Consider the following 13,516-nt stretch of genomic DNA (forward strand, 5'->3'; position numbering starts at 1 on the left):
CGCTCAGATCTGGTACGTGCTGTTGATGATCGCGCCCTTGCGGGCGTAGTGGATCAGCGCGTCCTGGACGTCGAGCGGGTGGGTCGGGATGACGCCCTCGATGAGGTCCTCCTCGCGGGCGCCGTGCAGCGACAGACCGAAGCGGCAGCAGTAGACCTTGCCGCCCTCCTGGATGAAGGTCTTGAGGCTGTTGTTGATGTTGTGCTCGCCGGGGAACGCGGAGTTGCCGGTGGTGGGGAACCCGCGGGTGGCCAGGGCGTTGAGCGAGCCGGGGCCGTAGAAGTAGACGGCGGACTCGAAGCCCTTCCGCAGGGCGCGGGTGGCCTGCAGGATGGCCACGAAGCTCACCGAGGACTCGTGGGCGATGCCGTGGACCAGGGTGAAGTACACCTCGCCGTTCTCGGCCTGGTAGTCCGGGAACACCTTCGTGCCGCCGTAGATCGACGAGCCCTCGGGCAGGGACGGGTGGGCGATCTCCTCGAGCGACTGCTTCTCGAGATCGGTCAGGTCTGCCATGGTCAGTTCTCCTTCTGGGTGGGTGATGCGGGGGAGACGAGGGCGCCGTAGAGGTCCGGTCGGCGGTCGCGCAGGTTGCCCATCCCGGCGCGGTGGGCGTCGATGTCCGCCTGCAGGTCGAAGTCCGCCGTGACCAGCCCCTCGGCATAACCCGTGGCGGCGACGACCTCGCCGCCCGGGTCGACGATCTTCGCGTTGGCCACGAAGTCCAGCGCGCCGAAGGAGCCGGACTGGTTCGCGGCCACCCACACGACCTGGTTCTCCAGGGCGCGGGCGCGGTCGAACAGGTCGAACCGGCGGGCCCACCGGTCCTGGGTCGGGTCGGGGTGCCGGTTGGTCGCCGACAGCGGCCAGGCGGACATCGACACGATGAGACGGGCGCCGTCGAGGGCGAGGGCGCGGGCCGCCTCGGGGAAGCCCTTGTCCCAGCAGATCTGCATGCCGATCCGGCCGACGGGGCTGTCGAAGGCCTCGAACCGGTCGCCCGCGGTGTAGGTGGCGCCCTCCTGCAGCGGCTGGTGCACCTTGCGGTAGCTGCCGAGGATCCCGTCCCCGGTCACGCAGACGGCGGCGTTGTACAGCGTGTCCCCGTCCCGCTCGCAGAACCCGGCGGTGACGACGAGGTCCCCGGCGAGGCTGGCGAGCCTGCCGATCTCCGGGCCGTCGAGGGTGAAGGCGGGCGGCGGTTCGGCGGTGCCGCCCAGGTCGGAGACGTAGCCGCCGAGGGCGGCCTCCGGGAGCGCGAGCAGCTCGGCGCCCCGTTGCTTGGCTTCGTCGATCAGGACGGCGATGCGGTCGAAGTCCCCTTCGAGGTCACGGTCGAAGGGGGCCGCCGCGGTGGCGATGCGGGTCATGGTGGCGCTCCTTCAGCTGGCGGACCGGGGGGCGACCCAGTCGTCGTCGGAGGGGAAGGTGCTGGACGGGGTGCCTGCCAGCCAGTGCAGGCCGTCCGCGACGGTGCCGCGGCGGGTCTCGGCGATGCGGTCGACGAGGTACTCCGCGTCCGCCGCGACGCCGGAGAAGCGCCCCGAGCCCCAGGTGTACTGCCAGGGCAGTCCGATGAAGTACAGGCCGGGCTGGCTGGTCACACCGCGCTCGTGCGTGGGGTAGCCGCGGCCGTCGAAGATCGGGAGCTCGATCCAGCGGTCGTCCCGGCCGTAGCCGGTGGCCCAGACGACGGCCGCGATCTCGGAGACGGCCAGCTCGGACGGCGCGTCCTCGGCGGGCGCCCAGACCGGGGCCGTGCGCTCCTCGACGGGGGCGTCGATGCCGTTCGCCTCGATGTACGCGTCGATGGAGTCCTTGATCCCCTCGGCGACGGCGTCCGCCCCGTCGAGGTTCGCCCGCAGCTCGGGTCCGAAGTGGACGGCTTCCGGGTCGATCCGGTGCAGCCTGCCGTGCAGCCGCATGCCCTCGAGGGCGAACTTGCGCAGGTCGATGTCCCGCCCGCCGTCTCGCCCCGTGACGTAGTGGTTGGTCTTGTGCCGCACGGCCTCCACGTCGGGGAACGCGTCGATCCCCTTGGTGTAGGTGCCCATGTCCGACAGCCAGGCCACGCAGTCGCGGCCGCGGTAGAAGCGGGCGACGCGCGGGGCGGTGCCGGTGGCGAGGTGGACCTCGCGGCCCGCCAGGTGCAGGTCCTCGGCGATCTGGCAGCCGGACTGGCCGGTGCCGACCACGAGCACGGGGCCCGCGGGCAGCTGGTCGGGGTTGCGGTACTCCGACGAGTGCACCTGGACCACCGAGTCGGGCAGGCGCTCGGCCATCCGCGGGGTGCGCGGGACCTGGTAGGGGCCGGTGGCGATGACGACCTGGTCGGCGGTGGCCGTGCCCCGGTCCGTCGCGATCTCGAAGCGGCCGTCCCGAGCCCGCAGCGACGTGGCGCGGACGCCCTCGACCAGCGGCGGGGCGAAGGAGGCGACGAACTTCTCCAGGTACTGGGTGATCTCGTCCCGCACCATGAAGCCGTCCGGCTCCGGGCCGTCGTACGCGAAGCCGGGCAGCGCGCACTGCCAGTTGGGCGTGACGAGGCAGAAGGTGTCCCAGCGGCGGTCCGCCCACTCGTGTCCCGCGGTCTCGGCCTCGAGCACGAGGTGGTCGATGCCGCGGTCGGTCAGCACGCGGCTCGTCGAGAGGCCCGCCTGGCCCCCGCCGACGACGATGACCGGATGGTGGGCGCCGTCGATCCGCGCACGGACGGGATCGGGGACGGAACGCAGATGCGCCTCGGGGGACATGGTGGATCAGCTCCTGATGACTCCGTGGGTGGGCCGTGCCGGTGACGGGTTCCAGTTGACGGCTCGACGATTGCCGAGGTGTTGCATCCGGAAATCTTCTGTGTTTCGTGATGAGCCCCGTGTTGCGCTGATGTGACCGCACGGGACGAGACCGGACCGACTCGGCCCGGCGGCGTGGTGAGGGTCATGATCTGTGACGGCCAGTCGCCGTCGGTGACGATCCGTGCCGGGCCGGCACGTCGTGCCGCCGACGCGCCGGAACGCCGTTCCCGTGGTACACCTGGGCAAACAGAAGGAATTCAGCCCGCGGTGCCCACTCCGTGCGAGCGTCAAACGGAATCGTGATGTGGATCACGAAAGAACGCCCGGGAATGTGGTCGACAATGATCGACGCCGGCATCCGGGCAATATGGCTGTTACGTTCGATGGCCATGACGGCAGCCACCACCGAACCACTCGTAGACGAACCCGTCCTCTCCGTCGGACGGCCCCGCGTGGACGACGGAGTGGCGCTGCGGCGGCTCGCGGCGGAAACCGGTGTGCTCGACGTCAACTCGACCTACTCGTACCTCCTGTGGTGCCGCGACTTCGCCGCGACGTCCGTCGTCGCGCGCCTGGACGACCAGGTCGTCGGCTTCGTCACCGGCTACCGCCGCCCCGACGCCCCGGACGTACTGATGGTCTGGCAGGTCGCCGTCGGCGCCGCGGCCCGTGGTCGCGGAGTGGCGGGCCGGATGCTCGACACGCTGTGGGCGCAGGTCCCCGACGTCTCGTTCATGGAGACCACGGTGACCCCGGACAACGAGGCGTCCATCGCGATGTTCACCGCTTTCGCCTGCCGGATCGGCACCGAGATCCGACGGAGCGACCTGTTCCCCGCGGAACTGCTGGGCGACGATCACCACCCCGAGAACCTTTATCGCATCGGCCCGATCACGAACGAAGGAAACTGAGTAGACGATGACCATCTTCGAGGACGTCGAATCCGAGGTCCGCTCCTATTGCCGCAACTGGCCCGTCGTGTTCGACACGGCCAAGGGTGCGGAGCTCTGGGACGTCGACGGCAAGCGCTACCTGGACTTCTTCGCCGGCGCGGGCGCGCTGAACTACGGCCACAATCCCGAGCCGCTCAAGCAGAAGCTCCTGGAGTACCTGAGCCGGGACGGCATCACCCACGGCCTGGACATGTACACCACGGCCAAGGGCGAGTTCCTGAACACGTTCCGGGACAAGATCCTCGGCCCGCGGAAGCTGAACTACAAGGTGCAGTTCCCCGGCCCGACCGGGGCGAACGCCGTCGAGTCGGCGCTCAAGCTCGCCCGCAAGATCACCGGCAAGGAGGCGATGGTCAACTTCACCAACGCCTTCCACGGCATGACCCTCGGCGCGCTCTCGGTCACCGGGAACTCGATGAAGCGCGGCGGTGCCGGCGTCCCGCTGGTGCACTCCACGCCGATGCCGTTCGACAACTACTTCGACGGCAAGGTCCCGGACTTCCTGTGGTTCGAGCGGGTCCTCACCGACTCCGGGTCGTCGCTGAACGACCCCGCCGCGGTCATCGTGGAGACGGTCCAGGGCGAGGGCGGGATCAACCCCGCCCGGATCGAGTGGCTGCAGGGACTGGCCGACCTGTGCAAGCGCCACGACATCCTGCTGATCGTCGACGACGTCCAGATGGGGGTCGGCCGGACCGGGCCGTTCTTCTCCTTCGAGGCCGCGGGCATCGAGCCGGACATCGTCACGATCTCCAAGTCCATCTCCGGCTACGGGCTGCCCATGGCGCTCGTGCTGATCAAGCCGGAGCACGACGTCTGGGGCCCGGGTGAGCACAACGGCACCTTCCGTGGGCACAACCCGGCGTTCGTCACCGGCACCGAGGCGATCCATCGGTACTGGAGCGACGACACCCTCGAGCGGGAGGTCATCCGCAAGGGGGAGAAGGTCGAGGAGGCCTTCAACAAGATCGTCGCGGACACCACCGTCACCGAGCTGACCGCCAAGGGTCGCGGGCTGGCCCGCGGCCTGCAGTTCACCGAACACGACCAGGCCGGGAAGGTCTGCGCCGCGGCGTTCGAGCGCGGGCTGCTCATGGAGACCTCGGGTCCGGACAGCGAGGTCATGAAGATCCTCGCCCCCCTGACCATCACCGACGACGAGCTCGACGAGGGTCTGGAGATCGTCGCCGAGTCCGTCAAGACCGTCACGTCTGGAGCATGAGTTGAAGGTCCGCAGGATCGACGACGTCACGAACACCAAGAACCACGTCGACACCCCCGGCTGGTACTCGCGCCGCATCGTGACCGCGCACGACCGCGTCGGCTTCTCGGTCGGCGAGACCGTGTTGCGCGCGGGCTCGACGAACGACTTCTGGTACGCCAACCACGTCGAGGCCGTCTACATCGTCTCCGGTGAGGGCGAGCTGTACGACAAGGACAACGACGAGACGTACAAGCTCGGCCCGGGCACGATGTACCTGCTCGACGGCAACGAGAAGCACCAGGTCCGGGTGACCAGCGACATCACCTGCGTCTGCGTGTTCAACCCGCCCATCGTCGGCACCGAGGTGCACGACGAGAACGGTGTCTACCCCCTGCTGGAGCTCCCGGCCGAGGCCTGAGCCGCAGCACCCGGCCGCCGGACCCGACTCGGGTCCGGCGGCCGTGCCCTGTACCACCGCGATGTCGCCTATCGACGAGAGGAGCACTGCAATGACTGCCCCGAGCAGCGACCAGACCAGCATCACGAACGACCGGTACTACACCCGGGTGTCGACGCAGCCGGCCCTCATCGACCGGGCGGAACCGACGGTGTGGGGCAGTGAGTCCAGCGCCGGCATGTACGGCGCGCAGGAGCTGCGTGGGCACGAGGTCAACGGGTTCTCGCAGGTCCCCGACCTGCTCAACCCCGACGAGGTGGCCGGCTACGCCGCCGAGCTGGACCGGCTGGCGCACGACCCGCTCATCCGCGCGGACGACCGCTGCATCATCGAGAAGAACTCCGACGAGGTGCGCTCGATCTTCGAGGTGCACACGATCTCGGACGCCATCGCCCGCCTCGTCCGCGACGAGCGCGTGGTCGGCCGGGCCCGGCAGATCCTGGGCGGTGACGTCTACGTCCACCAGAGTCGGATCAACTACAAGCCGGGCTTCGGCGGCGGCGGGTTCTACTGGCACTCGGACTTCGAGACGTGGCACGCCGAGGACGGCATGCCCACCCCGCGCGCGGTGAGCTGCTCGATCTCGCTCACTGAGAACTACGCCTACAACGGCTGCCTGATGATCATGCCGGGCTCGCACCGGACGTTCGTGTCCTGCGTCGGCGAGACGCCCGAGGACAACTACCGCTCCTCGCTCAAAGAGCAGGAGATCGGCACGCCCGACCCGGACAGCATCACCGCGCTGGCCAACCGGCACGGGATCGCGATGCTGACCGGCAAGGCGGGGTCCGCCACGTTCTTCGACTCCAACTGCATGCACGGCTCGGGGGACAACATCACCCCGTACCCGCGCTCGAACATCTTCATCGTGTTCAACAGCGTGGAGAACACCTGCGTGGAGCCGTACTACGCCCCGACCCGCCGCCCCGAGTACATCGGCGCCCGAGACTTCACCCCCGTCCGCTGACCGCATTATGGAACCATAACGTCGTCTGAGCAGGGTTTTTTCGACGTTATGGTTCCATAATGCGTCAGACGGGGGGAAGCGGCGTGAGGTTGGGGCGCTTGGGCAGGTTGCCGTCGCCGGTGTGGGCCCCGCGCAGGCGCTTGCGCGCGTAGGGCAGGACGTGCTCGCGCACCCACCTCAGGTCCTCGACCTGGCGGTGCCGCCAGTCCAACGCCTCGGCCGCGGGCCAGGGGGTGCGCCAGTCGATGCCCGCGACGGGCTCGCCCAGGACCTCCAGCGCGCGCAGGGCGACCCGCTCGTGCGCCTCCGGCGTGAGGTGCAGCCGGTCGCTCGCCCAGGCGCGGGGATCGGCGAGGACGTCCATGCCCCAGAGGTCCACGACGTGACAGCCGTGGCGGTCCGCCACGGCCCGCAGGTTCTCGTTGAAGGTGGCCACCCGCCCGCGGAGCCTGCGCAGCAGCATGTGCATGCGGCGCAGGTCGAAGCCGGTGAACATGATGATGTCCGCGCCCGTCGCCGCCAGCCGCTCGACGGCCGCGTCGACGCGCCGGGCGAGGTCGTCCGGGTCCGAGGTGATGCCGATGATGTCGTTGCCGCCCGCGCAGAACGAGATCAGGTCCGGGCGCAGCTGCTCGGCCACCGGCACCTGGTCGGTGACGATCTGGTCGAGGATCTTGCCCCGCACGGCGAGGTTGGCGTAGGTGAAGCCGGGCCTGCCCGCCGCCAGCCGCTCGGCGAGCCGGTCGGCCCACCCGCGCGGCGCGCCGTCGTCCCACAGGTCGTCCAGGCCCTCGGTGAACGAGTCCCCGATCGCCACGAAGCTGTTCCACCGGTGCACCGCACGGCTCCCTTCCCGCTCGTTCCCCCGGCGTCCACACCGCCGTCACCTTCTGATCCACACAGGATCACTCATGGGCGCGCGGTTGCGCCAGATGTGGGGTGATCTCGTGACCTCGATAGGGCACCCTAAGGAGGTGTCAGTCGAACCTCTCCCGCCGCGTCGCCCGTGACGACCCCGGAGCCGGACACCCGCGAGTCGCTGCGGGAGATCCTCGGCGGGCGGCGCGGCGCCGTCGACGCCTCGGTCCCGGTCGTCGCCTTCGTGCTGGTCTGGCTGCTGGCCGGGGCGCTGAGCTGGTGGTCCCCGGTCGGGATCGCGGCCGGCGCGGCGATCGTCGCCGGGATCGGGGTGGCCTGCTGGCGGCTGGCCCGCGGCAGGCGGCCGCGCGCGGTGCTCTTCGGCCTGCTGGGCGTGACGGTCGCGGCGCTGGTCGCGCTGTACACCGGCCGGGCCGAGGACTTCTTCCTGGTCCAGATCCTCTCGAACGTGGCGAGCGCGCTGGCCTGGGCGATCTCGATCGTCGTGCGGTGGCCGCTGCTGGGCGTCATCGTCGGGCTGGCGCTGGGGCAGAAGACGCGGTGGCGCCGCGATCCCGATCTGCTGCGCGGCTACCAGCGGGCGAGCTGGGTGTGGGTGGCGCAGTACGTCGTGCGGGTGGCCGTGTTCGTGCCCCTCTACCAGGCGGAATGGGTCTTCGCGCTGGGCGCGGCGCGGGTCGCGTTCAGCCCGGCGCTGGTGGCGCTCTCAGTCGTGCTTTCCTGGCCCGCGCTGCGTTCGGCGCTGCCCGCCGACCATCCGGGGATCCGGCACCCCCGGGTCGCGGACGCCCCACCCGAGGCACCTACCGTGGACGGCTCCTCCACGAACGGGTGAGAACCCTCACGTCGAGTGATCGACTGGTGCGTTCGCAAGATCGTCCACGTTGATCCTCGTGGAGGACGCCCGAGCCTCGCGTGATGTGAACGGAGTCATGGTCCAGAATCCCCGCCGCCCCCAGCCCCACACCCCCGACGCCCAGGGGTCGCCGCCGCTGCCCCGCTCCGGGGCCGCGCAGCGACCCGGTGGCTCCGGCCCGTCGGGTCGGCGGCCGGAGGGGCCGCGCTCCGGTGGGCAGGGTCCCGCGGGACAGGTCCCGGGCGGGCGGCGGCCGGGCCGATCGACGTCGGGTGCCGGTCCGACCCACGTGCCCGACGCGCACCGCACCCTCGCGGCGACGACGGTCACGGAGCCCGAGAAGAAGAAGGTCGACCTCACCCTCACGAAGGTCGCCGCGGGTGCGGCCGCGGCCGCCACGTCCGCGGTGGCGGGCTCCTACCTGGGCGCGGCGGGGACGGTGGCGGGCGCGGCCATCGGGTCGGTGGTCACGACCATCGCCACCACGATGTACCAGCGTTCGCTGGACAAGACCCGCGAGACCGTCCTGCAGCGGGTCAAGCTGCCGGGCCGGGGTGCGGCGGACACGACCGTCCTCGCCGAGCCCGTCGACCCGCTCGCGACGATCCCGATGCAGCGAGACGGTGGGCTGGTCGCCCCGGTGCTGCCCGCCCCGGAGCAGCGGCCCTGGTACACCCGCAAGCGGGTCTGGGTGACCGCGGCGACCACCGTCGTCGCGTTCGCGGTCGGGCTGCTCGTGATCACCGGCGTCGAGTGGGCGAAGGGCTCGCCGATCTCCGGCGGGGAGTCCGGGACGTCCGTGGGGCGGGTCGTGACCGGCGGCTCGGCGCCGAGCGAGGAGCCGCGGTCCGAGACCACGGAGTCCCCCACCCCGACGACCACGGAGCAGGCCCCGGAGTCCGGCTCCGGCTCGACCGAGCAGACCGGCGGCCCCTCGGCGACCCGGACCACGACCCCGAGCCCGTCGACCTCGCCGACGACGAGCCGCGCGCCCGGCACGGGGAACACCGGACCGGGCTTCGGGCTGCTGCCGCGGCCCGGCTCCTGACCTGTGAGCGGCGATAGTCGCTATGACGACCATCGCCGCTCACAGCTCAGGGGAGGCGGGCGCGGAGTGACTCCGCCGCGGCCTTCGGGTCCTCGGCCTCGGTGATCGCCCGCACCACCACGACCCGGGTCGCGCCCGCGGCCAGGACGTCGTCGAGCCTGCCGTGGTCGATGCCGCCGATGGCGAACCACGGGCGGTCCGGGGCGCGGCCCGCCACGGTCCGGACCAGGTCCAGGCCGGGGGCGGGGCGGCCGGGCTTGGTGGGGGTCGGCCAGCAGGGGCCCACGCAGAAGTAGTCGACGCCCGGCTCCTCGGCCGCGCGGAGGGTCTCGTCCGCGCTGTGCGAGGACCGGCCGATCACGACCTCGTCCCCGACGATCCGGCGCGCCCACTCCACCGGCAGGTCGTCCTGGCCGAGGTGCAGCACGTCGGCGCCCGCGGCGAGCGCCACGTCCGCCCGGTCGTTGACCGCGAGCAGCCGGTCGTGGCGGGCGGTGGCGTCGGCGAGGATCTCCAGCGCGGCCAGCTCGGCGCGCGCCTCGATGCCCTTCTCGCGGAGCTGGATCACGTCCACACCCCCGGCCAGCGCGGCGTCCGCGAACTCCGCGAGATCCGGTCGGTCGCCCGTGCAGAGGTAGAGGCGGGCGTTCGCGAGGCGGGACAGCAACGTTGCACGGTCGAGTCGGGGCACGTCGGGGAAGCGTAGGGTGGGCCGCGCAGTCACGGGAGCCCGGTGGGGCTGAGAGGGAGCCGCAGGCTCCGACCGTCGAACCTGATCCGGGTCATGCCGGCGCAGGGAGGAGCGAAGCAGTGGAACTCGTCGTCGCCGGTGGCGGCGTCATCGGGCTGACGTGCGCCTGGCGCGCCGCGCAGGCCGGGTGGGCCGTCGGCCTGTTCGACCCGGACCCCGAGTCCGGCTCGTCCTGGGTCGCGGGCGGCATGCTCGCGCCGGTCACCGAGGCGTGGCCGGGCGAGGAGGAGCTGCTCGAGCTGGGGCTGCGGTCCGTCGCGCTCTGGCCGGAGTTCGCCGCCGAGCTGGGGGATCCCGGCCTGCACACCGGGGGGACCGTCGTCGCGGCGACGGGGACCGGGGACCGGGCGGAGCTGGACTCGCTCGCCGACCACCTCGCCCGCCTCGGCAGGCCCGTCGAACGGCTGACCGGACGGGAGCTGCGCAGGCTCGAACCCGCCCTGGGCCCGGACGTCCGCGGGGGGCTCTCGGTGCCGGCGGACCTGTCCGTGGACAACCGGGCCCTGCTGGCGTCCCTGCGGACCGCGGCGGAGAAGGCCGGCGTGCGGATCGAGGAGCGCGCGTACCGCGGCGAACCCGCCGACACCCTGCTGATCTGCGCCGGGGCGCACTCGGCGGCGCTGCACCCGGCCCTGCGCGGGCTGGTCCGCCCGGTCAAGGGCGAGATCCTGCGGCTCGCGCACCGCCGCGGCGCCTTCCCGATGCCCGGCCGCACCGTCCGGGCGCTGGTCGACGGGCGCCCGGTCTACCTCGTGCCCCGGCCGAACGGGTTGGTCGTGGGGGCCACGCAGAGCGAACAGGGGTTCGACACCGAGCCCACCGTCGGCGGTGTCCGGGACCTGCTGCGGGACGCGGAGCGGATCGTCCCCGGGATCGCCGAGTACGGGCTGGTCGAGGTCGCAGCGGGCCTGCGGCCGGGCAGCCCGGACAACCTGCCGCTGATCGGCAGGCTGGACGACCGCACGCTCGTGGCCACCGGGCACAGCCGCAACGGCATCCTGCTGGCCCCGCTGACCGCGCAGCTGATCGTGGCGGTGCTGGACGGCGGGTCGGTGCCCGCCGCCGTCGACCCGGGGAGGTTCGGATGAGGGTCGAGATCAACGGGACCCCGCACGACCTGAGCGCGGACGCCACCGTGGCGGACGCGCTGGGGGCCATCGACGCGCCCGAGCGGGGCGTGGCGGTGGCCGTGGACGGCACCGTGGTGCGCCGGGCGCACTGGGGTACCCCGCTGCACGAGGGCGCGGCGGTCGAGGTGCTGACCGCCGTGCAGGGAGGATGACGATGAGGGAGCACGACGTGGACCAGCTCGTCGTCGGGGGCCGGAAGTTCGGGTCGCGGCTGATCACCGGGACCGGCGGCGCCGCGAACCTGGAGATCCTGGAGCGCGCCCTGGTCGCCTCCGGCACCACGCTGACCACCGTGGCCATGCGCCGGATCGACGCGACCACCGGCACCGGGGTGCTGGACCTGCTGCGCAGGCTCGGCATCGAGGTCCTGCCGAACACCGCGGGCTGCCGCACGGCCGCCGAGGCGGTGCTCACCGCCGAGCTGGCCCGCGAGGCGCTCGAGACGGACCTGGTGAAGCTCGAGGTCGTCGCGGACGAGCGGACGCTGCTCCCGGACCCGATCGAGCTGCTCGACGCCGCCGAGCAGCTCGTCGACGCGGGGTTCACCGTGCTGCCCTACACCAACGACGACCCGGTGCTCGCCCGCCGCCTGGAGGCCGTCGGGTGCGCCGCCGTCATGCCGCTGGGGTCGCCGATCGGCACCGGGCTCGGCATCCGCAACCCGCACAACATCGAGATGATCGTCGCCGAGGCGGGGGTCCCGGTGGTGCTCGACGCCGGCATCGGCACCGCGTCGGAGGCCGCGCAGGCCATGGAGCTGGGGTGCGACGCCGTCCTATTGGCCACGGCGGTCACCCGCGCCGCGGACCCGGAGCGGATGGCGCACGCGATGCGGCTGGCCGTGGAGGCCGGGCACGCGGCGCGGCACGCGGGCCGCATCCCGAAGCGGTACTGGGCGCAGGCGAGCAGCCCCGAGATCGACTGAACGCGCGTTAAGATCCGGGTCGTGCCGCTGTTCGAGTTCGAGGGCCGCCGCCCCTCCGTGCATCCCACCGCGTTCGTCGCCCCCACCGCCGCGCTGATCGGCGACGTCCGGGTCGAGGCCGGGGCCTCCGTCTGGTACAACGCCGTGCTCCGCGGCGACACCGGCCCGATCATCGTGCGGGAGGGGGCGAACGTGCAGGACGGCAGCGTCCTGCACGGCGGCGAGGACCCGGCCACGGAGATCGGGGCGGGCGCCACCATCGGGCACCTCTGCGTGGTGCACGGCTGCGTGATCGGCCCGGAGTGCGTGATCGGCAACGGCGCCACCGTCCAGGACCGGGCGGTGATCGGTGCCCGCAGCCTGGTCGGGGCGGGCGCGCTGGTCGCGCCGGGCAAGGTGATCCCGGAGGGCACCCTCGTCCTGGGGGCCACGGCCTCGCCGCGGGGCCCGCTGACCTCCGAGGCCGAGTGGTGGGTGCAGAACAACCCGGGCTTCTACCGTGAGCTGGCGCAACGACACGCACGGACCGTCGCCGAGATCTGACGATCCGTAGCCGGGCTCTCCCCCGTTCGAGGGGTCCGGCGGCGCGGCGTGCCCGGCGTGTCCGGTTCGGTCGCCCATCCTGGAGCCATGCGCGGTCGGATCGGGTGGGCACTGCTGGCCCTGCTCGTGCTCGCCGGCTGTGCGGGCACCGGGGACGCCGAGGACCGCGTGGTCCCGACCGTGCCCGCCGTGCCCACGGTGGTGCCCGCCGACCCGACCTCCGCCGTGGTCCCGGTCTGGTTCGTGGGCGGCACCCCCGCGGGCGACCGGCTGTTCCGCGAGATCCGCGCCCTGCGCGACGGTGGGCCGGACGACGCCCCGCCCGACCCCGTCGGCACGGCCGTCACGGCGGTCCTCGACGGGCGGACCGACGATCCCGACCACCGCACCGACTGGCCCGCGGGGGTGCGGCTGCGCAGCCCCGTCACCCACGGGGACGGCCTGCTGACCGTGGACCTCGCCGTCGCGGGGCCGCTGCCCGGCCCCGCGGGCCTCGCCCTGCAGCAGCTCGTCTACACCGTGCAGTCCGCCGCGGACAGCGACGATCCGGTGCGGGTGCTCGTCGGCGGCGAACCCGCCGAGACGCTCCTCGGCGAGCCGGTCGCCGCGCCGCTCACCGCCGCGGACCCGTACCGCGTGCGGTCCCTGGTGGAGATCGACGACCCGGTGGACGGCGCGCGGACACCCGGGCCGGTCGTCGTGCGTGGGGAGGCGGCGGTCTTCGAGGCCACCCTGCTCTGGGAGGCCCGCAACGCCGACGGCCGGGTGGTGCGGGCCGGCGTCACCGCGACGGCGGAGGGCCAGCGGTTCGCGCCGTTCCGCGTCGAGATCCCGCTCGATCCCGGCGACTACACGATCGTCGTGTCCGAGGACGACCCGTCCGGGGGCGAGGGACGCCCGCCGATGACCGACCGCGTGCGCCTCACCGTCGTCTGACGGTGGGGCAGGCACCACCGACGGTCCACGGGGTGCCGCCCTGGGGTGGAATGTCCGGTTCCGTGAGCCTGG

Annotated in this window: 16 protein-coding genes and 1 riboswitch; of the genes, 11 read left to right on the top strand and 5 right to left on the bottom strand. The window is 72.4% G+C overall.

Annotated elements, in window-relative coordinates; genetic code table 11:
- Positions 1-3: 3 nt before the first annotated feature.
- From BLS43_RS02570 to BLS43_RS02580, 3 genes are read right to left on the bottom strand one after another with little or no spacing between them, the layout of a single operon-like run.
- Positions 4-516 (bottom strand): MSMEG_0572/Sll0783 family nitrogen starvation response protein, encoded by a 513-nt coding sequence (locus BLS43_RS02570; protein WP_093076176.1) that lies wholly within the window; start codon positions 514-516, stop codon positions 4-6.
- Positions 517-518: 2 nt separating this feature from the next.
- Entirely contained in the window at positions 519-1,370 is an 852-nt protein-coding gene (locus tag BLS43_RS02575; protein WP_093076179.1) for a carbon-nitrogen hydrolase family protein, read from the bottom strand.
- Positions 1,371-1,382: 12 nt separating this feature from the next.
- Complete coding sequence (locus BLS43_RS02580; RefSeq protein WP_093076182.1) at positions 1,383-2,753, bottom strand: MSMEG_0569 family flavin-dependent oxidoreductase; 1,371 nt, start codon at positions 2,751-2,753, stop codon at positions 1,383-1,385.
- A 344-nt stretch (positions 2,754-3,097) separates the two neighbouring features.
- On the opposite strand from BLS43_RS02580, the gene ectA reads away from it, so the two are divergent.
- The 4 genes from ectA to thpD all read left to right on the top strand — a co-directional run bounded on the left by ectA (position 3,098) and on the right by thpD (position 6,376).
- Positions 3,098-3,706 (top strand): diaminobutyrate acetyltransferase, encoded by a 609-nt coding sequence (gene ectA / locus BLS43_RS02585; RefSeq protein WP_342741133.1) that lies wholly within the window; start codon positions 3,098-3,100, stop codon positions 3,704-3,706.
- A 7-nt stretch (positions 3,707-3,713) separates the two neighbouring features.
- On the top strand, positions 3,714-4,970 hold the full coding sequence (gene ectB, locus BLS43_RS02590; protein ID WP_093076185.1) for a diaminobutyrate--2-oxoglutarate transaminase: 1,257 nt from the start codon (positions 3,714-3,716) through the stop codon (positions 4,968-4,970).
- Position 4,971: 1 nt separating this feature from the next.
- A complete protein-coding gene (locus tag BLS43_RS02595) occupies positions 4,972-5,370 on the top strand; it encodes an ectoine synthase (protein WP_093076188.1) in 399 nt (132 codons plus the stop codon).
- Positions 5,371-5,461: 91 nt separating this feature from the next.
- Positions 5,462-6,376 carry an ectoine hydroxylase gene (gene thpD, locus BLS43_RS02600; RefSeq protein ID WP_093076191.1) on the top strand — a complete coding sequence of 305 codons (915 nt, stop codon included), beginning with the start codon at positions 5,462-5,464 and terminating at the stop codon, positions 6,374-6,376.
- Positions 6,377-6,440: 64 nt separating this feature from the next.
- On the opposite strand, the gene BLS43_RS02605 is transcribed toward thpD, so the two are convergent.
- Positions 6,441-7,214, bottom strand: coding sequence for an SGNH/GDSL hydrolase family protein (locus BLS43_RS02605; RefSeq protein ID WP_093076193.1), 774 nt, complete (start codon positions 7,212-7,214; stop codon positions 6,441-6,443).
- Positions 7,215-7,382: 168 nt separating this feature from the next.
- On the opposite strand from BLS43_RS02605, the gene BLS43_RS02610 reads away from it, so the two are divergent.
- Positions 7,383-8,090, top strand: a complete 708-nt coding sequence (locus BLS43_RS02610) for a DUF3159 domain-containing protein (RefSeq protein WP_093076195.1) — start codon at positions 7,383-7,385, stop codon at positions 8,088-8,090.
- Between the two features lie 310 nt (positions 8,091-8,400).
- Positions 8,401-9,159 (top strand): hypothetical protein, encoded by a 759-nt coding sequence (locus tag BLS43_RS02615; RefSeq protein WP_093076198.1) that lies wholly within the window; start codon positions 8,401-8,403, stop codon positions 9,157-9,159.
- Between the two features lie 46 nt (positions 9,160-9,205).
- On the opposite strand, the gene thiE is transcribed toward BLS43_RS02615, so the two are convergent.
- On the bottom strand, positions 9,206-9,850 hold the full coding sequence (thiE, locus tag BLS43_RS02620; protein WP_093077336.1) for a thiamine phosphate synthase: 645 nt from the start codon (positions 9,848-9,850) through the stop codon (positions 9,206-9,208).
- 21 nt (positions 9,851-9,871) lie between these two features.
- Positions 9,872-9,976, top strand: a riboswitch (TPP riboswitch).
- Here thiE and thiO point away from each other — a divergent pair.
- The 5 genes from thiO to BLS43_RS02645 all read left to right on the top strand — a co-directional run bounded on the left by thiO (position 9,970) and on the right by BLS43_RS02645 (position 13,444).
- The gene (gene thiO, locus BLS43_RS02625) at positions 9,970-10,998 is read left to right on the top strand and encodes a glycine oxidase ThiO (protein ID WP_093076201.1); all 1,029 of its coding nucleotides are present in this window, start codon (positions 9,970-9,972) and stop codon (positions 10,996-10,998) included. Its footprint overlaps the riboswitch before it by 7 nt.
- Entirely contained in the window at positions 10,995-11,192 is a 198-nt protein-coding gene (gene thiS / locus BLS43_RS02630; protein WP_093076203.1) for a sulfur carrier protein ThiS, read from the top strand. The genes thiO and thiS overlap by 4 nt, the downstream gene beginning before the upstream one ends.
- Positions 11,193-11,194: 2 nt before the next feature.
- Positions 11,195-11,965, top strand: a complete 771-nt coding sequence (gene thiG / locus BLS43_RS02635; protein ID WP_093076206.1) for a thiazole synthase — start codon at positions 11,195-11,197, stop codon at positions 11,963-11,965.
- Between the two features lie 21 nt (positions 11,966-11,986).
- A complete protein-coding gene (locus BLS43_RS02640; protein ID WP_093076208.1) occupies positions 11,987-12,508 on the top strand; it encodes a gamma carbonic anhydrase family protein in 522 nt (173 codons plus the stop codon).
- 87 nt (positions 12,509-12,595) lie between these two features.
- On the top strand, positions 12,596-13,444 hold the full coding sequence (locus BLS43_RS02645) for a Gmad2 immunoglobulin-like domain-containing protein (RefSeq protein ID WP_093076211.1): 849 nt from the start codon (positions 12,596-12,598) through the stop codon (positions 13,442-13,444).
- Positions 13,445-13,516: the final 72 nt, after the last annotated feature.

This window comes from Pseudonocardia oroxyli (assembly GCF_900102195.1).
Taxonomy (GTDB): Bacteria; Actinomycetota; Actinomycetes; order Mycobacteriales; family Pseudonocardiaceae; genus Pseudonocardia; species Pseudonocardia oroxyli.

Bases quoted from the DNA above. Each gene is read 5' to 3' on its own strand.
- BLS43_RS02570 (WP_093076176.1), bottom strand. From the start codon at position 516: ATGGCAGACCTGACCGATCTCGAGAAGCAGTCGCTCGAGGAGATCGCC.
- BLS43_RS02575 (WP_093076179.1), bottom strand. From the start codon at position 1,370: ATGACCCGCATCGCCACCGCGGCGGCCCCCTTCGACCGTGACCTCGAA.
- BLS43_RS02580 (WP_093076182.1), bottom strand. From the start codon at position 2,753: ATGTCCCCCGAGGCGCATCTGCGTTCCGTCCCCGATCCCGTCCGTGCG.
- ectA (WP_342741133.1), top strand. From the start codon at position 3,098: ATGTGGATCACGAAAGAACGCCCGGGAATGTGGTCGACAATGATCGAC.
- ectB (WP_093076185.1), top strand. From the start codon at position 3,714: ATGACCATCTTCGAGGACGTCGAATCCGAGGTCCGCTCCTATTGCCGC.
- thpD (WP_093076191.1), top strand. From the start codon at position 5,462: ATGACTGCCCCGAGCAGCGACCAGACCAGCATCACGAACGACCGGTAC.
- thiS (WP_093076203.1), top strand. From the start codon at position 10,995: ATGAGGGTCGAGATCAACGGGACCCCGCACGACCTGAGCGCGGACGCC.
- thiG (WP_093076206.1), top strand. From the start codon at position 11,195: ATGAGGGAGCACGACGTGGACCAGCTCGTCGTCGGGGGCCGGAAGTTC.
- BLS43_RS02645 (WP_093076211.1), top strand. From the start codon at position 12,596: ATGCGCGGTCGGATCGGGTGGGCACTGCTGGCCCTGCTCGTGCTCGCC.